12 protein-coding genes are annotated in these 18059 nt (G+C 64.9%); 7 read left to right on the top strand and 5 right to left on the bottom strand.

Going from position 1 to position 18059, the window contains the following annotated elements; genetic code table 11:
- Nucleotides 1-1620: 1620 nt before the first annotated feature.
- The 5 genes from trxA to JYA52_RS18585 all read right to left on the bottom strand — a co-directional run bounded on the left by trxA (nucleotide 1621) and on the right by JYA52_RS18585 (nucleotide 7783).
- Nucleotides 1621-1947 carry a thioredoxin gene (trxA, locus tag JYA52_RS18605; RefSeq protein WP_205654741.1) on the bottom strand — a complete coding sequence of 109 codons (327 nt, stop codon included), beginning with the start codon at nucleotides 1945-1947 and terminating at the stop codon, nucleotides 1621-1623.
- A gap of 38 nt (nucleotides 1948-1985) precedes the next feature.
- The gene (trxB, locus tag JYA52_RS18600) at nucleotides 1986-2942 is read right to left on the bottom strand and encodes a thioredoxin-disulfide reductase (protein WP_205654740.1); all 957 of its coding nucleotides are present in this window, start codon (nucleotides 2940-2942) and stop codon (nucleotides 1986-1988) included.
- 257 nt (nucleotides 2943-3199) lie between these two features.
- Nucleotides 3200-4885, bottom strand: coding sequence for a protein kinase family protein (locus JYA52_RS18595; RefSeq protein WP_205654739.1), 1686 nt, complete (start codon nucleotides 4883-4885; stop codon nucleotides 3200-3202).
- 174 nt (nucleotides 4886-5059) lie between these two features.
- Nucleotides 5060-7210, bottom strand: a complete 2151-nt coding sequence (murJ, locus tag JYA52_RS18590; protein WP_205654738.1) for a murein biosynthesis integral membrane protein MurJ — start codon at nucleotides 7208-7210, stop codon at nucleotides 5060-5062.
- 72 nt (nucleotides 7211-7282) lie between these two features.
- On the bottom strand, nucleotides 7283-7783 hold the full coding sequence (locus JYA52_RS18585; RefSeq protein WP_205655266.1) for an NUDIX hydrolase: 501 nt from the start codon (nucleotides 7781-7783) through the stop codon (nucleotides 7283-7285).
- Nucleotides 7784-7978: 195 nt separating this feature from the next.
- Here JYA52_RS18585 and JYA52_RS18580 point away from each other — a divergent pair, with 195 nt between their 5' ends.
- The 7 genes from JYA52_RS18580 (at nucleotide 7979) to JYA52_RS18550 (ending at nucleotide 17910) form a co-directional block, all read left to right on the top strand.
- The gene (locus JYA52_RS18580) at nucleotides 7979-9496 is read left to right on the top strand and encodes a CCA tRNA nucleotidyltransferase (RefSeq protein WP_205654737.1); all 1518 of its coding nucleotides are present in this window, start codon (nucleotides 7979-7981) and stop codon (nucleotides 9494-9496) included.
- Entirely contained in the window at nucleotides 9497-10078 is a 582-nt protein-coding gene (locus tag JYA52_RS18575; protein ID WP_205654736.1) for a histidine phosphatase family protein, read from the top strand.
- Between the two features lie 608 nt (nucleotides 10079-10686).
- Nucleotides 10687-10827, top strand: a complete 141-nt coding sequence (locus tag JYA52_RS18570; RefSeq protein ID WP_205654735.1) for a hypothetical protein — start codon at nucleotides 10687-10689, stop codon at nucleotides 10825-10827.
- A 201-nt stretch (nucleotides 10828-11028) separates the two neighbouring features.
- On the top strand, nucleotides 11029-12498 hold the full coding sequence (locus tag JYA52_RS18565) for a glycosyltransferase family 87 protein (protein WP_205654734.1): 1470 nt from the start codon (nucleotides 11029-11031) through the stop codon (nucleotides 12496-12498).
- Nucleotides 12491-13930 carry a phytoene desaturase family protein gene (locus JYA52_RS18560; protein WP_205654733.1) on the top strand — a complete coding sequence of 480 codons (1440 nt, stop codon included), beginning with the start codon at nucleotides 12491-12493 and terminating at the stop codon, nucleotides 13928-13930. The genes JYA52_RS18565 and JYA52_RS18560 overlap by 8 nt, the downstream gene beginning before the upstream one ends.
- Before the next feature lie 169 nt (nucleotides 13931-14099).
- The gene (locus tag JYA52_RS18555) at nucleotides 14100-16103 is read left to right on the top strand and encodes a penicillin-binding transpeptidase domain-containing protein (RefSeq protein ID WP_205654732.1); all 2004 of its coding nucleotides are present in this window, start codon (nucleotides 14100-14102) and stop codon (nucleotides 16101-16103) included.
- A 124-nt stretch (nucleotides 16104-16227) separates the two neighbouring features.
- Complete coding sequence (locus JYA52_RS18550; protein WP_205654731.1) at nucleotides 16228-17910, top strand: ABC-F family ATP-binding cassette domain-containing protein; 1683 nt, start codon at nucleotides 16228-16230, stop codon at nucleotides 17908-17910.
- Nucleotides 17911-18059: the final 149 nt, after the last annotated feature.

Raw genomic sequence — 18059 nt, 5'->3', positions numbered from 1 at the left:
TGGTCCGGAGGCGTCGGAGTCGGCCCAAATTCCCGGGAATCGAAGCCATGTTGTGCGCTGGGGTGGACTTCGTGAAAGCGTCCGCTGCGGCGCGCTGCCGATCGCTGGCGCGCGGACTTTAAGCCGGCTTTCGTAATACCTAGTCGTTGTTCTAAACGGCGTTGTGGCCGCTGGGTGAGGAACCGCTGCTGATGTCCGTGCAGTGTTTGCCGCTTTGCGGTTGAAAGTGGCTTTCCAGGGAGATTCGTCTAAATCAGATCTGCTTCGTCTGATGAGATTCTCCAGCCCAGCGGTGTCTTCGGACTGGTAGCTATCGTTTACAGCTGCCGTGGGTGGATGTTTCACGTGAAACGGTGAACGGCAGCGGGGCACGGCAACCGTGAACGATCGCGTTATAGGTGCGTAGGTGCGTAGGGGCGTAGGTGCGTGGCCGGGAGTTGTGCCGTGCGCCTCTACCTTACGAACTCACAGTTTCGTCGTGGCTGCACGGTGCGTTTCACGTGAAACCATGTCGGCGCATGGATTGGTCAGGGGCCGTGGTTATGTTGTTCCCGGTGCTGTTGCCTAGAGCATAGACGCGGGGACGCCGTGGGGAGCATGCACGCATGCGGGGTTGAGGACTGAGAAACAGCAGAGGAGCGGGACGGGAAGCCCTGACTTGGATCGCGTTTGTGTCCTTCTCCCTTGGTTGCGGTAACCATATCTGTGCGATCTTCTGTGAAGAAGCGATCATCGCGGAGGGCCAAGACCCACACGCGCCACGTCCAACTGCCAAAACACGCCATGCAAATGAACGCAGGGCCAGACGGTAGTCTCCAAAAGTGAACAGTTTAGTCGCGCGAAATTAGGAGCATCTGACTATTCGCGCAATGGGGCTGATAGTCGCAAGGTCCGTGCAGTGGGCATGACCCGCTGTCGGTGGTCAAAAGGCGCATGCTGGCCGTTCCCTGGGGGCGGCCTTAGGAGTCCCCCATCGTCTGCGCCCGTTTCACGTGAAACGGCAACAATGAACTGGTATCCGACGGCAGCACATCGACGCCGTGAAGAGATTAGACGAGAACCCGCCCCATCGGTCTGAGACGCCCTCACCTCGTCCCGCAGCCCAAATCACCTTAGCCCGCACTGCCGCGGGGCGACAGCACAACTCTCAGGTCATCTCAGTGAAGTAAGTAGGTCTGGGAAATGAAATTCGGTTTAGTTAGCCCATCAGATGGCTCAGCACGACCTAGCGCCGCCACTAGCACCAGCACCAGCGGAGACCCGGCTCCGACCCAGCGGACGGCTTCTCTCATTCAGTGTGCTGTCGAGTGCCTGGTATCCGCCATGCGGCTCACGCCACGTCTGCCCTCGGATCAGATCAGCAGCTGGGAAAAACCGCAGAAACCGGAGTTCCCAGCTAGATCAACAGTGAGGGGCAAGTACCTCCGCTGCCCCCATTCCGCGGACCGCCATAGCTCGCCGGCAATTCTGCACGCCCCTACCGGCCGCCCGCCGTTCAATCTCCACGGAAGCCCGAAGCCCATGGCCGCACAAAAGGATGGCCACCACTCCCCTGGAGTGGTGGCCGAGCCCTGCCCCTGGTGGAGGCAGGATTTCCCATTAGTAAGGATGGACGCCTGGTTAGGACAGGACGTCTGCAAATTCCTTTTCGAAGAACTGCTTCGGCTTTGCGCCGATGACGGTGCTCTTTACTTCGCCGCCCTGGAACAGGTACACGGCCGGAATCGAGGTGATACCGTATTCAGCTGCGATGGCCGGGTTGTCGTCTACGTTCACTTTGACGACCTCGACTTTTTCGCCGTATTCCACCGAGATTTCGTCCAGGATGGGGCCGAGCTTGCGGCAGGGGCCGCACCATTCGGCCCAGAAATCCACGATTACCGGCTTGTCAGCAGCGAGAACGTCTGTGCTGAAGCTTGCGTCTGTCACATCTTTTGCGTTGCTCATAATCCTGTCTCTCTCTTTCGGATGGTTTTCAGCGCCGCTCAGGCGTGAAGGTCAGCAAGGTAGTGCTCGACGTCGATCGCGGCAACACAGCCGGATCCGGACGCCGTGATGGCCTGGCGGTAGGTGGGATCGACGACGTCGCCGGCGGCGAAGACGCCCCTGATGCTTGTCCGGGAGCTGCGGCCTTCCACGGCGATAGTTCCCGCGTCGGTCATCTCGAGGGTGTCCTTGACAAGTTCCGTACGGGGATCGTTCCCGATGGCGACGAAGACTCCTGTGACGGCCAGTTCCGACTCAGTGCCGTCGACAAGGTTCTTCAGCTTCAGACCGGTCACCTTGTCACCGCCGAGCACATCCTCCACGGCCGTGTTCCAGACGAAGTTGATCTTCTCGTGAGCCTGGGCGCGGTCACCCATGATCTTGGACGCCTTCAGCGTGTCGCGGCGGTGGACAACCGTTACGGACTTGGCAAATTTTATCAGGAACAGGGCCTCCTCCATCGCAGAGTCGCCGCCGCCAATGACTGCGATGTCCTGGTCCTTGAAAAAGAAACCATCGCAGGTTGCACACCAGCTCACGCCGTGGCCAGAGAGACGTTTCTCATTGGCGAGGCCAAGTTCACGGTATGCCGAGCCGGTGGACAGAATGATGGCCCGTGCGCGGAAAGTCTCCCCCGTAGCGATGGTGACCGTCTTGATGTCACCGTCGAGATCCAGCGCCGTGACGTCCTCAAACTGGATTTCCGTTCCGAAACGGGCGGCCTGCTTTTCGAAGTTCTCCATCAGGTCCGGACCCATGATGCCGTCGGGAAAGCCGGGGTAGTTTTCGACGTCGGTGGTGTTCATCAGTTCGCCGCCGGCAGTGACGGAACCGGCCAGAAGCAGCGGCTTAAGGTTGGCACGTGCCGTATAGACGGCCGCGGTGTAGCCTGCCGGACCGGAGCCGACGATGATGACATCACGTACGTCTGACGCGCTGTTTTCTGCGTTGCTCACTGAACGGTGAACCTCTTCCTTAGTCGATGAGCCAGTTTTCGACCGGCCACATGGCACAACTGAATAGCGGTGCCGAATATTCCAGACGAATTGGAGGCCAGGTGCAGGGTCTGGAACCTGCAAGCATGCGCCATCACAAGACGTTCCCCAAGGGTACCGTTTCGGGCTGTGTCAGAGCATGCCCGTTACCTGGCATGGCTCCCGGGCCGAAACGTGCAGCCGGCAGACCGGCTCCTGAACCGACCTCCTGAACCGCCCTACTGAACCTTGATTTCCGCCAGCCGCAGTCCGAAGCCGTAGCGGGTCTTCGGCGCAGCGAGCCGGGGCAGGTTCTTGATGGACACGATCACGTACTCGGCCGTGACAGGTTCAGCGAGCGGCATGGTCAGATCGGGCGAGGTGAAGCTGTTGGTGCCCACCTGCTTGGCACCGTCCAGCGACGGGCGGTCGTTGGTGAAGACGCTGATGTTACCGCCCGACGCACCCAGCTGGTTCAGGGTGATGGAGGAGATCTTGGACGGATCCTTCAGCTTGACCACGAGCGGCACGCCGTCGGGCGCCAGACCACCCCAGTTGTCCGTCGCGAACTCCATGTCCGACCAGTAGCTGGCCGAGTTGCCGTCGAACGTCTTGGTGAGGTCGCCGTCGTAGGTGGAGGCAAAGTCGAAGGTCCCCAGCCGTGTAACGCCTTCCACGGCCGGCGGTCCGGCCGCTGCAGCGGTGCTTTGGCTTGGCGAGGGGCTTCCAGTGGCTGCCTCGCCTGGCGTCGTTGCCACTGATCCCGGGGTTTCCTGGGACTGCGGCGCAGGCTTGATCAGGCTGCCGAGGTTGGTGACGGCAAAGATCAGTCCGACAACCAGCACTGCAGCCAGCAAGCCGCCCACCAGCCACCGCATGGATCGCGGTTCCTGCCGAGGCTCATCGTCGTCATCGTCGTAGTTGCTGCCGGCAGAAGCAAGGCCGGTCCCGGCAGCAGCAGGGAAGCTACTCGCGTGCCGGTCCCCGTGGCGGCTGTCCACACCGTCGGTGTAATGATCGTCGGTGTAATGACCCTCTGTGTACTGCTCATCGGGGACTTCGACATAGTCGTCCTGGGACCACAGCGATACCTTCGGCTGTTCATCCCTGCCACCAGCCGCCACTGCGTCACTCTCGTGTGAGCCGTCGGTGGTGTCCGCGGAACGGTTCCGTTCACGGTGGAGCAGCGCCTGCTCGACGTTCTCGCGCTGGACGGGCTGCGGCGCCGTGGTCTCCGGAACGTCAGTCCGCGGCCTTCCCTGGGATGCAGCTGCGGCTCCTGCAGCTCCTGCGGCTGCGGCGGTGCCTGCGGGCGTACCGGCGCCTGCCGCCGGTACGCCCGGGCGGCCTGGCGGCAGCGGAGGGACGATGGGAGCCTTGCGGGCCGGAGCGCTCGGAGCGGCGGCGCCGGCCTGCTGCTCCGCACTGTGGCCAGAGCTGCGGCCGGGCCGGGCCGCAAGATACGCGTCACCCTGACTCCGGTGCGCGTCGCCGTAGGTGATGTAGCCGGCGTCGACCTCTTCCTCGTCATCGTAAAGTTCCGGTTCGTGAGAACGGGCCTGCCCGAAAATCTCACTGCCCAGTGTGTCAGTGAAGAACGGTTCAACATACGGCGGGTTGGATGCAACCACGAGGTCCAGCAGGTCCGCGGCCGACGTGTGGTTGGTGATCAGGTACGTGGTGGCGTCGCTGACGCCGAGGTCAAGGATCTGCACGCTGCCCGGGCGTTCCCCGGTGGCCACTTCGCGGGCGCTCTGCGCCACCTGGTCAGCGTTGTGGGGACCGGCCACCAGAATGCTGACCGGCCTGTTGAGCACCTGGTCCGTACCATCCAGCACCAGATCCTCGTCATGCGAGGTCAGTACTGTGGCCGTGACCTTGTAGCGGCCGCCAAGTACTGATCCGACATCGATCGGGTGGGACACGTGTTCCTCCTAGGCTGTCCGGGAATTGCGCGGGCTGGGTGTGCCGCCACCGCGGAAAGACATCCGGCAAGCCGGCTGATACCTGACCCGCAACTACCCTTGTTCTTTTTCGATCCTATCCGATGCTGTGCAACGGCCGGGTGAGACGGGGCTGGATGAGCCCCGGCCGGCGTCTTATTTTTTCTTGTTGCGTCCGCGCCTGAAGTAGGGGTTCTGCCCGGGTTTCCCCTGGAACGTCCTCCGGCCCGGCAAGGGGATCTCCTCGCGCAGTGCGCTGCCGCGGGCGCTGCTGGGCGACTCTTCCTCCGGCAGGTACGTCGATTTGCCGGAGCGTCCGCCGTCCTCTCCCTCCGGCATCGGGGCCGGTCCGGCACGGAATGACGCCGCATCGAATTCGCCCGAGATCCGCGGAATCAAGCCGGTATCCACTGAGACCGTGGCGCGTTCCGCCGTCGGCCGTTCCGTAGAACCGGAACCCGGCCCGGGCGTGGCGGAATCGGTGTGCAGCGCCGCATCCGCGGCGGTGGCAGCAGCCTCACCCCGTACTGCGGGCGGGGCGCCGCGGCCCAGCCGTCCGAGCAGCGGGCGGAGCAGGTCTCGCAGCTCGGTGACGCGGAACAGCTTGAGGAGCAGCAGGTAGGCTGCCAGCATCACGGGCCCGACGACGATGATGGTCACCAGCGCCGTCAGGCGGTTGCTCCAGGCGAAGCCAACCGGGCTGTAGTTGCCCAGCAGCCACAGGGCGCCGACGCCGGCAACGGCGGAACCGAGGGCGGCGTACCCCATGCGTATATACGAGTTGGCGATCCGCGGCCCGTCCAGATGCCCCAGGAGCCGGCGCAGGAAGAACGCACTGACGATCACCGAGAAAATGTTGCCGCCCGTGTAAAGAATGGCGATGGCGAAGATGATCTGGTCGAACGGGAGGAACTGGATGAAGAACGCCGCCACCACGTTCACCAGCGCCAGGACCAGCTGGATGTAGAACGGGGTCCGCGCATCCTCGTTGGCGTAGAAAACCCGCGACATCATGAAGTTTGCGCTCATGAAAGGCGTGCTGAGCGCCAGGATGGTGAGGGTCTGCGCCAGCATGATCCCGTCCGTCCGCAGCCCGCCGGAGAAGAACATGCCCAGCGGCCCCGCCAGTGCGAAGAGGGCGAGAGCACCGAAAACGGTCGCGACCGCCATGGTGCGCAGCCCCTGGGACAGTGCATTGCGCAGTTCGTCGCGGTTCCCCTCCTGGGAGGCGTGGGTCATCCGGTTGAAGAGCACCGTGGCCAGCGAGAGGGCGATGATCGAATGCGGCAGCAGGTAGAGCTGGCTGGCCACCTCAAGCACGGCGTTGCCGGGAAGCAGCGCCGCGGCGTCGACGTCGCCGGCCTTTTGGAGGCGGAGCCGCTCGGCACCCGGAATGGTGGCGATGCGCATCACATACAGGAAGGCGAGCTGGCCGACGGCGGCGGTCAGGAGCGTCCAGACGCTCAGCTTCGCTGCGTGGCCAAGTCCCACTCCACGCCAGCCGAAACGAGGCCGCAGCCCCAGCCTCAGCCGGAAGACGGGGATCAGCAGGATGGCAGTCTGGGCGATGACACCGATGGTGGAGAAACCGGCCACGAAGAAGGTCTGGGTGTCGCCCCAGCTGTCCAAGGTATGCGGATTGGCCACGTTTGCGCCGAAAATCCAGATGAACATGCCCAGACCGAATATGGCCACGATGTTATTCAGGATGGGCGCCCACATGGCCGGGCCAAAGGCGCCGTTGGCGTTCAGGACCTGCGTCAGGAGGGCATAGAGGCCGTAGAAGAAGATCTGCGGCAGGCACCAGAAGGCGAACGTGACGGCAAGGGCCTTCTGCTGCGGTGAATATCCCTGCGTAGTCAGTTCGATGACGAAGGGAGCCAGCAGCGTCACCAGCAGGGTCAGGGACAGCAGTACCAGCACGGCCAGCGTGAGGAGCCGGCTGATGTAGTCCGCTCCCCTGTCGGGCGCCTTGCTTGCCTTGATGATCTGCGGCACAAGCACGGCATTGAAGACACCGCCGGCCACGAGCAGGAAGATCAGGTTGGGCAGGTTGTTTGCATTGATGAACGTGTCATTGACCGTGGAACCCAGTCCCAGGGCCGCGCCAAGCATCCAGGTCTTGCCGAAGCCCAGGATGCGCGAGACCAGAGTCCCGGCGGCCATGATGGCGCTGGAACGGGCTTCGCCGGGCTGGGCGGCGCTGGAGGCGGCCTCGCCGGCAGGCGCGGCAGCAGCAGGCGGGACGCCGGGAGGCGATTCGCCGGACTGGCCGGGCTGCTCGGATGATGGATTGGCTGCTGACATCGTCTTCATCGTCTCACCCGGGCGGACATATTGCGGTAACCCGCGGCCGACCCGTCCCGGGCTAAGGGGACGTTAGAGGTGTTCGGGCAGGACTTCGCGGGCAAGATCCGCGATGCGGCGCTCGTTGGGAAAGGAGAGCTTGCGGGCGAGCTCGTGGATGGGTATCCAGGCAACATCCACGGCTTCCTTGTCAGGATCGTTTTCGATGGTGAGCTCGCCGCCGGTGGCGCGCAGCAGATAGTGGTGAACGGTCTTATGGACACGGTGGCCGCTCACAGTGAACCAGTAATCGATGCTCCCCAGCGGAGCCAGGATCCTGCCATCGATGCCAGTCTCTTCGGCGATCTCGCGCACGGCGGCCTGCTCGTTGTTTTCCCGGCCTTCCGGATGGCCCTTCGGCAGGCACCATTCCAGACGTCCGCCCCTATTAAGGCGGGCGATAATCGCAACCCGCAGTTCGTCGTCGGACGTGTCCACCACGACGCCGCCGGCAGAGATTTCCTCCACGGTCGGAAGGGAGGCCGGAGCCGAGTGCGGTGCAGGCGCGACATGTGCACCGATTGCCGACGGCAGCGGTGGGTTTGTCCTCCTGCCGGGGGCGCTCGGTACTGGATGGGCCATGCAGTCCACTCTAACGACTCTTGTCCCGTGATGATGACTGGAACATGGCTTCAAGATGGACTGCGTATGACGCCGTTTCCCCCCAAACGCCTGCGATCACCGTGATTGGTGTGGTTGGGCGGGGTTTTCTGACAAGCTTAAGTAACTATGGCGCACGCACATCAAAAGACTGATCTCCACACCGTCGATTTCCAGGTGGACCCGGTGGTCCTGGAGCTCGGCCAGCGTTTCGTGGACGCCGGACATGAGCTGTCGCTCGTCGGCGGGCCGGTCCGTGACCTCTTCCTGGGCCGCACCTCTCCCGACCTTGATTTCACCACCGACGCCACGCCGGATCAGACGGTCGCCCTCATCAAGAAGTGGGCCGACAACTTCTGGGAGATCGGGCGCGCCTTCGGCACCATCGGCATGCGCAAGGCCGGCTTCCAGATCGAAATCACCACGTACCGCGCCGAGGCCTACGATCCGGAGTCCCGTAAGCCCGTGGTGGCTTTCGGAAGCTCGCTGACCGATGATCTGCTGCGGCGCGACTTCACCATCAATGCCATGGCGTTGCGGCTGCCCTCGATGGAGCTGGTGGATCCCTTTGGCGGGGTCCGCGACCTCCATGGTTCCGTGCTGGCCACCCCCGGCGCCCCCGAGGCTTCCTTTTCGGATGATCCCCTGCGGATGATGCGTGCTGCCCGCTTTGCATCCCAGCTGGGCGTTTCCGTCCACGACGATGTTCGGCTCGCGATGACGCAGATGGCCGACAGGATCGCCATCATTTCCTCCGAGCGGGTCCGCGATGAACTCGTGAAACTCATCTGCGGCCGCCACCCCCGGGTGGGCGTGGATCTGCTGGTGGACACCGGCCTGGCGGAATTCGTGCTGCCTGAGGTGTCTGCGCTGCGCCTGGAGTCCGACGAGCACCACCGCCACAAAGACGTCTACCAGCACTCCCTCCAGGTCCTGGAACAGGCAGCCACCCTGGAGACCGACGCGGATGGCCCCGTGCCCGGCCCCGATTTTGTGCTGCGGTTCGCGGCCCTGATGCACGACGTCGGGAAGCCGGCTACGCGCCGTTTCGAACCGGGCGGCGCGGTCAGCTTCCGCCACCATGACATGGTGGGTGCCAAACTCACCGCGAAGCGGATGCGGACCCTCCGCTTCGACAACGACACCATCAAGGCAGTTGCGCGCCTCGTGGAGCTTCACATGCGCTTCTACGGATATGGCGACGCCGGGTGGACCGATTCCGCTGTCCGCCGCTACATCACCGACGCCGGACCTTTGCTGGAGCGCTTGCACCGCCTGACACGGTCGGATGTCACCACACGCAACCAGCGCAAGGCCGAGCGGCTGGCATTCGCCTATGACGACCTCGAGGACCGGATTGCGGCGCTTCGTGAGCAGGAGTCCCTGGATGCGGTACGGCCGGACCTCAACGGCGCCCAGATTATGGCCCTGCTGGATCTCAAGCCCGGGCCTGTCGTGGGACGGGCCTACAAGTTCCTCTTGGAGGAACGAATGGAAAACGGCCCGATGGAGTCGTCCGTCGCGGAGTCGAAGCTGCGCGCGTGGTGGGCGCGGCAGCCTGAATCTGAACCCGAAGCACAGCCCGCGGCGTCCGGACCCGCAGTGCCTCCCGCCGTCGTCGAACCTTCCCCAACTGAGGAGTCCTAAGTGAACGCCGCCCACATCGCCCGTCCCCAGCTCTGGATCCTGCGGCACGGTGAAACTGAGTGGTCCAAGAGCGGCCAGTACACGGGGCTGACCGACCTGCCGCTGACAGTAGAAGGCGAACAGCAGGCGGTGGAAGCCCGCAAGGTGCTGGACAGCGTGGATTTCGACCTCGTCCTGACCTCGCCGCTCCGCCGCGCCCGCAGGACCGCCGAACTCGCCGGATTCCCCGACGCCGTGCACGAACCTCTGGCCGTCGAATGGGATTACGGCGACTACGAGGGCATCAGCTCGGACCTGATCCGCAAGGACAACCCGGACTACCTGATCTGGACCCACGGGGTTCCGAACGGTGAGAAACTGCAGGACGTGGCGGCCCGCGCGGACAAGATAGTGGCCAGGGTCCTGGAGTCTGGCCTGGATAACGTCCTGATCGTGGCGCACGGGCACTTCTCGCGCATCCTCACGGCACGGTGGCTGGAACTCGCCCCCGAAGAAGGCCGGCACTTCATTCTCGGCACCGCTAAAGTCTGCACTTTGGGCTGGGATAAAAGGACACCGGCCATTGTCCGCTGGGGCCTCTAACAAATACTTTGTACCTCATTCTGAAAATTGTTTAAGAATTAGGTAGTCAACTGCGTCATTCCTGGTGTACTTTTGTTTTTGACCCCAGAGCGATCTGCCGGGGTCATGGGCGCACGTTGCCCGGCCAGTCAGCCGGGACACGGCAGAGCAGAAAAGGAGGTTGGGAAAATGATTACTTTGACTAGCGGATGGAAGATGACCATCACCGCGTTCCCCGCCTCCGTTGCTGGCCTGCGCCCTCTTCGCGGACTCGCCGTCTCCTGACCCCTGCCCCCGGTGCCCGCACCGGCCAGTGGCTACAGGACGATGATCCTGCCCCGCTTGAGAGGCTCTTGACCTCGGCCGTCTGACCTTGACCGTCTGACCTCTCGGAACCCTGGCGGCTGCGCAGCGCCCCCATAATTCAGAACCTGCTTCTTGTTGGGGTCTCAGCGCTTCCGTTTCACGCCATTCTGGATCGCCGCATTTCCCTATTTCCGGGCATTCCTTTGTTCATTTGTGCCCATTTCCGGCGGTCGCAAATGGCTTTATTTGTCATGCCGTAATTCCCGGCGCTTTTTCCTGCCACCCACCAACTCCAACTCCAGCCGAAAGGAGGTGAACCGACCATGCTCCGCAAACTCCAAGAGCTTCTCCTTAGCCGCCTTACCGCGGCAGACCGGCAGCAACAGTTCAACAGCCAGCTGCTGGACCAGAACCGGGAAGACGTCTACGCCCGCATGCACCAGCAGATGAGCAGCCTGCGCTGAGACCGCTCAGCGCGCTGTCCGATCAGCACGTTTGCGCTTTACAGGGAGGCCTCATGGGCTGCACCGGCGACAGCATTGCCCCGGGGGCCCGCGCGACTGTGCGCGGGCTCCCGCCGCGGAGAGAAAACAGCCGCTCCGCCTGCAGTTTTTGCCGCCTTCGTGTTTCGTGGCGCCCGGGAGTGCACCGGTAAGCTCGGAGCCATGCAGGAGACTCAGCCGCCGCCCCACCGTCAGCGTGCGCGCCTGGTGGTGCCGAGCCGGAGCGACCGCCTGCTGAAGAACTTCACGGAACTGGTCGGCGGCCCCCTGGGAAGGCATTCGGCGCCTGGGATCGTCGCTCCGGGCTTCTTCACGGTCGAGCGGGTACTGATCATCCTCACCGTGCTCGCCGCCCTGGCCGGGATCGCCATCAAGGGCTACTGCCGGGTCAACGGCTGGGCAACGCCCTCCCAGTACTACTCCACCTGCTACTCCGACTATCCCGAGCTGTTCCGCAGCCGCGGCCTCGGCGATGGCGCCTTCCCGTTCTTTACCGAGGGCACCTTTTTTGAGTATCCGGTCCTGATGGGCCTCATTGCCGGCGCAACAGCGTGGATGGTCCCGGGGACAGGCGCCACCGATGCTCGGGTTCTGGGCTACTTCGACGTCAACGCAACACTGATAACCGCCGTCTGGATCGTCACCGTGCTGGCAACCGCCCGGATGACCCGGCGCCGCCCGTGGGACGCCGCCATGGTGGCCCTGGCCCCCGGCATCGTCCTGGCCGGGGTGATCAACTGGGACATGTGGGCCGTGGCCCTGCTGGCCCTTGGCATGTACTTCTTCTCAAGGGACCGCCCGGCGCTGGCCGGCATCCTGATAGGGCTGGGGACCGCCACCAAGCTCTACCCCGTGTTGGTTTTCGGAGCGATTTTCCTGCTGGCCCTGCGCACCGGAAAAATCCGTGCCTTCGTCGTCCCCGCCGTGGCGGCCGCCGGGACATGGCTGGCCGTCAACGTCCCCTTCGCGCTAAGGGATCAGGCCGGCTGGAAGTACTTTTTCGAATTCACACAGGACCGGCCGGCAGGGTTCAGCTCTCCCTGGTTCGCCTATAACCTCGTGGCGGAGCGGGTGCGGTGGACGGTGCTCACACCAGAGGCCATCAACACGCTGGCCCTGAACCTCTTCCTGCTGGCCTGCGTCTTCATCGCCGTGCTGGCCCTGACGGCACCAACGCGGCCACGCCTCGCGCAGCTGACCTTCCTGATCGTGGCGGCCTTCATCCTGACCAACAAGGTGTACTCCCCCCAGTTCGTCATCTGGCTGGTCCCCCTGCTCGCGCTGGCACGGCCGCGGTGGCGGGACTTCCTCATCTGGCAGGGCATCGAAGGGCTGCACTGGGCCGCCATCTGGATGTATCTTGGCCAAGTGACCAGCGGCGGCGTTTCACAGCACAACATCGACATGCCTTACTACGTCCTGGCTGTGGCCGCACATATGCTCGCAACGGCATATCTCATGATGCGTGTGGCCTTTGATATCTGGGACCCGACGTACGACCCCATCCGCCGCCACTTCCTCGACGATCCCCATGGAGGACCGTTCGATGAGGCGCCGGACCGCCTTCGGCTGGATCCCCTGCGCCCGTCGGCGTCAGTGCTTCCCTGGCGGACGGCGGCGCGCGGTGCCTGATGTCGCCGTCGTCGGATCCGGACCAAACGGCCTCGCCGCGGCCGTGGTCATGGCCCGCGCCGGGCTGAAGGTGCATGTGTACGAGGCGGCGGCAGAGATCGGCGGCGGCACCAGGACGTCGCAGGTGATCGAGGAGGGCCACTGGCACGACGTGTGCTCCGCCGTGCACCCCATGGCACTCGCCTCTCCATTTTTCAAGGCGTTCGAGCTGCCGCGTCGCATCGGGCTGGCCCTGCCCAAGATCCAGTTTGGTTCGCCGCTGGACGGTGCGCGCTCGGCACTCGCATACCGTTCCCTGGACCGTACGGCCGACGAGCTGGGCCGTGACGGCCGCGCCTACCGCAGGCTTATGGCTCCGCTGGTCCGGCACTTGGACGGCATCGTCGAGACCACATCGGACCAGCTGCTGCGGATTCCGTCCGACCCGCTGTCCGCCGCAGTCCTCGGCATCCGGACACTCGAACAGGGATCGCCGCTCTGGAATCTCAGGTTCCGGCGGGACCTGGCACCGGCCCTTATCAGCGGGGTGGCGGCCCACGCGGTGGGGCGCCTGCCGTCCCTTGCGGCGGCGGGAGCGGGCCTCCTCCTGACGGCCCTCGCTCACGGGGACGGCTGGCCGATTCCTGTGGGCGGATCGTCGGCGATCGCCGCCGCGATGGTCAAGGATATTGAGGCACACGGGGGAACAATCCAGCCAGGATTCACCGTCACCTCGCTGGCGGAACTTGAGCCCGTCAAGGCTGTGCTGCTGGATGTGGCACCGCCGGCGCTTGCCCGGATTGCAGGAAGCCGGCTGCCCTCGTCCTACCGCCGATCACTGGAGTCCTACCGTTTCGGCAGTGCCGCCTGCAAGGTGGACTTCATCCTGTCCAGCCCGGTGCCCTGGGCGGCCCCGGGCCTCGCCGACGCCGGCACCGTCCACGTCGGCGGCACGCGGGCCGAAATAGCGCAGGCCGAACACGAGGTTGCGGAGGGCCGGCATCCCGAGCGGCCGTATGTCCTGGTGTCTCAGCCCTCGTCTGTTGATGCCAGCCGGGCGCCGGCCGGCAAGCACATCCTTTGGAGCTATTGCCATGTTCCCCCCGGCTCCGCGGTGGACATGGGCCAGTCCGTCATTGACCAGCTGGAGCGCTTCGCGCCGGGCTTCAGGGACGTGGTACTCCAATACAAGGTGACCACCGCCGCCCAGCTGGCGGCGTACAACGAAAACTACATCGGCGGCGACTTCAGCGCCGGCCTGCTGGATGTCCGCGGCCTGCTGCAGCGCCCCGTGGTGTCGCCGGTCCCGTGGCGAACGCCTTCCCGTGGCGTGTACCTTTGTTCCTCGTCCACGCCGCCGGGCCCCGGTGTCACCGGGATGCCAGGATTCCATGCGGCGAAATATGCACTGAAAGACATATTCGGCCTCGGCGTTCCCGCCCTCGGCATCTGACCCCACAGAGCGCGAACGGGCATTTAAGCCCCCTAGGGCCGCGGATCCCAGGGCCCCAAGTGTCCGTTCGCGCCTGAGGGGGTGGAGGGTTTGCCCGGGTGCCCGCTGATGCTGGGCGCTCCCGGGTGGCGTGGCCGGCAGCCGTCTCCCCCCGGGGGATAATGGCGCCATGGGGAACACCAAAAATCTTTCACTCGCTCTCATTGGACTGATACTAGGAACGGCTTTGGTCGCCTGCGACGACGGCCGCGGCGGCGCCGAGGCTGCCGCCAAGCAACTGGCCTCGGCCGTGGCGGGGCTGGACGTGCGGCCGGTCGCGTTTGACGGCCGCGACTCCACCGTCGCCAACGACCACCTGAACCAGGTATTCAAAGCGCTCCAGCCGGTCAAGCCGTCCGTTGACACGGGTGAGCTCCAGCTCGACGGGGACACGGCCCAAATCCCGTTGAACTACAGCTGGAAGATTGAGTCCAGCGAATGGAAGTACACAGTCAACGCCCACCTGCGGAAGTCCGGCGACAAGTGGCTCACCGTATGGTCTCCGGGAATGCTCGTTCCGGACCTCGCCGAAGGCGAGATCCTCAGCAAAGCCACGCAGTCCCCGCAGCGGGCAGACATCCTGGGTGCCCAGGATGTCCAGCTCGTGACCTACCGGCCCGTGATTAACGTCGGCATCAATAAGCCGCAGCTTGGCACTGCGGACGCAGCCGATTCGGCCACGAAACTGGCGAAACTGGTGGGCGCCGACCCCGCCGCCTACGTCCAGCAGGTCGAGGCGTCCGGACCTGAAGCCTTCGTTCCCGCGATCACGCTCCGCGATACCGCCGGGCGCGCCGTAACCGACGCGGAGATCGCGGCCATTCCGGGTGGCCGCGCCATCAAGGACTCGTTGCCCCTCGCCCCCACGCGCAACTTCGCCCGTGCCGTTCTTGGGACCGTGGGTGAGGCCAGTGCGGAACAGATCGAAAAGTCCGACGGCGCCCTGACCGCCGGTGACGTGATCGGAACCGGCGGACTGCAGCAGCAGTACGACGCCCAGCTCCGCGGCACGGACGGCATCGTCATTCGAGTCCAGCGCGCCGACCTCACCGCAGCGGAGATCCGGGATGCAGCCACAGACCCGCGCCGGACGGTCTTCGAAATCCAGGCCACGGCCGGAACACCGCTCAAGACCACCCTCGACCCCAAGCTGCAGCAAATTGCTGAGGACACGCTGGCGGGCGTCAAGCCTGCCTCCGCCATCGTGGCCCTCCGTCCGTCCACAGGAGCGGTGCTCGCCGCAGCGTCGGGTGAAGGAAGCAACGGCTACAACACCGCCATGCTGGGGCAGTATGCACCCGGTTCCACGTTTAAGGTGGTGGATTCCCTGGCCATGCTGCGCAACGGGCTCACCCCCGAGTCGAAGGTGGAGTGCACGCCCACGCTCACCGTGGATGGGCGCACGTTCAAGAACGCCGAGGGCTACCCCAAGGATTCGCTGGGTTCGGTGACGCTACGCGACGCCTTTGCGCACTCCTGCAACACCGCGTTCATGGCTGCACGGGACAAGGTGACCCAGGCCCAGCTGGAATCCGCGGCCACGTCCCTCGGCGTGGCGGTGGAGGCGCCGAAACTGGGCGCAGACGCGTTCCTGGGGTCAGTTCCCGCTGAAGCCGAAGGCACTGACCACGCTGCAGCCATGATCGGCCAGGGCAAGGTGCTGATGTCGCCGCTGGCTGCCGCCATCATGGCAGGATCGGTGGCAAAGGGCGCGCCGGTCTCGCCGGTGCTGGTCCTTAACCCGGACGCCGCCGCCGGAGCTTCTCCATCGCCAAGCGAGACGGCCAGTGCGCCGCCCGCAGATGGTGCGGCGCCGTCGTCGACCGTTACCGCCGAGACTCCCGCCCCCGCCGCGGAAAAACCGTTGACCAAAGCCGAAGCCGCGTCCCTCGCTGACATGATGCGCGCCGTGGTGACGTCGGGCCACGCCGGATTCCTCGCTGAAGTGCCGGGCGCACCCGTGGGTGCGAAGACGGGCACGGCCGAATTCGGCAACGACAACCCGCCCAAGACCCACGCCTGGATCATCGCGACGCACGGCGACCTGGCCGTGGCCGTTTTTGTGGAGGACGGCGGCCTCGGTGCCACGACGTCCGGGCCGCTTCTGAAGAAGTTCCTCACGGCCGCCGGCTGACCCGGGACCCTCCCTCAGTTTTCGCCGCCTTCCAGCCAACCCTCCCGCACTCACTGCGGGAGGGTTCGGCGTACGGCGACGCGATGTGAGGGAGGGTTGGAGGCAGCCGTGGGAAGATTGATCAGTGGCCCATATTGACGTTTCCGGCATCGACTACTTCCTCTCCGACGGCACCCAGCTGCTGAACGGGGTGACCTTCAAAGTCCCAGACGGCACCAAGACAGCGCTGATCGGACCCAACGGCACCGGCAAGACCACCCTGTTCCGCATCATCTCCGGCGACCTCACCCCGGATGAAGGCGTCATCGGACGGTCCGGGAACATGGGCATCATGCGCCAGTTCGTCGGCCAGGTCCGGGACGATTCCACAGTCAAGGACCTCCTGGTCTCGGCAGCCCCTGCAGGCCTGGCTGCCGCCGCCCGTGCAGTGGACGACGCCGAACTGGCCATGCTGGAGCACGACGACGAGCCCACCCAGATGCAGTACGCCCAGGCGATCGTCGACTGGGGCGACGCCGGCGGCTACGACGTCGAGACTGTGTGGGACGAAGTCTGCATGGCCGCGCTGGGGCTCCCGTTCGACCGCGCACAGCACCGCCCGGCGTCGAGCCTCTCCGGCGGCGAGCAGAAGCGGCTGGTGCTGGAGGCACTCTTCGCCGGTCCCGACGAGCTCCTGCTGCTGGACGAACCGGACAACTACCTCGACGTCCCGGGCAAACGCTGGCTCGAGTCCAAGCTGAACGAGTCCAAGAAGACGGTGTTCTTCATCAGCCACGACCGGGAGCTGCTGAATAACGCCGCCGGCCGCATCGTCACGCTGGAGCCGGGCATCAACGGCGCCGGAGCCTGGGTGCACGGCGGCGGGTTCGGCTCCTACGTGGAGGCCCGTGCCGACCGCAACGCCCGCTTCGAGGAGCTGCGCAAGCGCTGGGACGAGGAGCACGTCAAGCTCAAGGAACTCGTCAACATGTACAAGAACAAGGCGGCGTTCCGCTCGGACATGGCCAACCGCTACCACGCTGCCCAGACCCGCCTTGCGAAATTCCTGGAAGTCGGCCCGCCCGAGGCCCTGCCGATCGAACAGAACGTGCAGATGCGGCTGAAGGGCGGCCGCACCGGCAAGCGCGCCGTCGTCGCGGAAAAGCTCGAGCTGACCGGCCTTATGAAGCCGTTTTCCACGGAAATCTGGTTCGGTGACCGGGTGGGCGTGCTGGGTTCCAACGGATCCGGAAAATCCCACTTCCTCCGCCTGCTCGCCACCGGCGGCACCGACCCGGAGCGGGAGCACCTGCCGGTGTCCGACGTCGAAATCGCCGAGGTGCCGCACGAAGGCACCGTGAAGCTCGGCGCCCGCATCCGCCCTGGATTCTTCGCCCAGACCCATGTCCGTCCCGACCTGCTTGGCAAAACGCTGCTCGAAATCCTGCACCGCGGCGACGAACACCGCTCCGGCCTCGCCCGCGAAGCGGCCGCCGGGGCACTGGACGGTTATGGGCTCGCGGGCCAGTCAGAGCAGAAGTACGAATCCCTTTCGGGCGGCCAGCAGGCGCGCTTCCAGATCCTGTTGCTGCAGCTCTCCGGCGCCACGCTCCTCCTGCTCGACGAGCCGACGGACAACCTGGACCTGCACTCTGCGGAGGCGCTGGAACGGGCCATCGACCACTTCGAAGGCACCGTCCTGGCGGTGACGCACGACCGCTGGTTCGCCCGCACCTTCGACCGGTTCATGGTGTTCGGCTCCGACGGCCGCGTCTACGAATCCGCAGAGCCCGTGTGGGACGAAAAGCGGGTAGAGCGCGCCCGGTAAGACGAACGCTCCTGCAGATCCTGCAGCGTTCCGGCGGACGCTCCCGCAGATCCTGCAGCTCTCCGAGGGAACGCTCCCGCAGATCCTGCAGCGTTCCGGCGGACGCTCCCGCAGATCCTGCATTGCCCCCGCACCAACTGCGGGAGGGT

The organism is Arthrobacter pascens (assembly GCF_017052465.1).
GTDB classification, from domain to species: domain Bacteria; phylum Actinomycetota; class Actinomycetes; order Actinomycetales; family Micrococcaceae; genus Arthrobacter; species Arthrobacter pascens.
The sequence above is the reverse complement of the archived record's forward strand: the minus strand, read 5'-3'. Positions and strand labels throughout refer to the sequence as shown.

Coding starts and splice junctions, on each gene's coding strand:
- trxA (WP_205654741.1), bottom strand. CDS start 1,947: ATGAGCAACGCAAAAGATGTGACAGACGCAAGCTTCAGCACAGACGTT.
- murJ (WP_205654738.1), bottom strand. CDS start 7,210: ATGTCAGCAGCCAATCCATCATCCGAGCAGCCCGGCCAGTCCGGCGAA.
- JYA52_RS18580 (WP_205654737.1), top strand. CDS start 7,979: ATGGCGCACGCACATCAAAAGACTGATCTCCACACCGTCGATTTCCAG.
- JYA52_RS18570 (WP_205654735.1), top strand. CDS start 10,687: ATGCTCCGCAAACTCCAAGAGCTTCTCCTTAGCCGCCTTACCGCGGCA.
- JYA52_RS18565 (WP_205654734.1), top strand. CDS start 11,029: ATGCAGGAGACTCAGCCGCCGCCCCACCGTCAGCGTGCGCGCCTGGTG.
- JYA52_RS18555 (WP_205654732.1), top strand. CDS start 14,100: ATGGGGAACACCAAAAATCTTTCACTCGCTCTCATTGGACTGATACTA.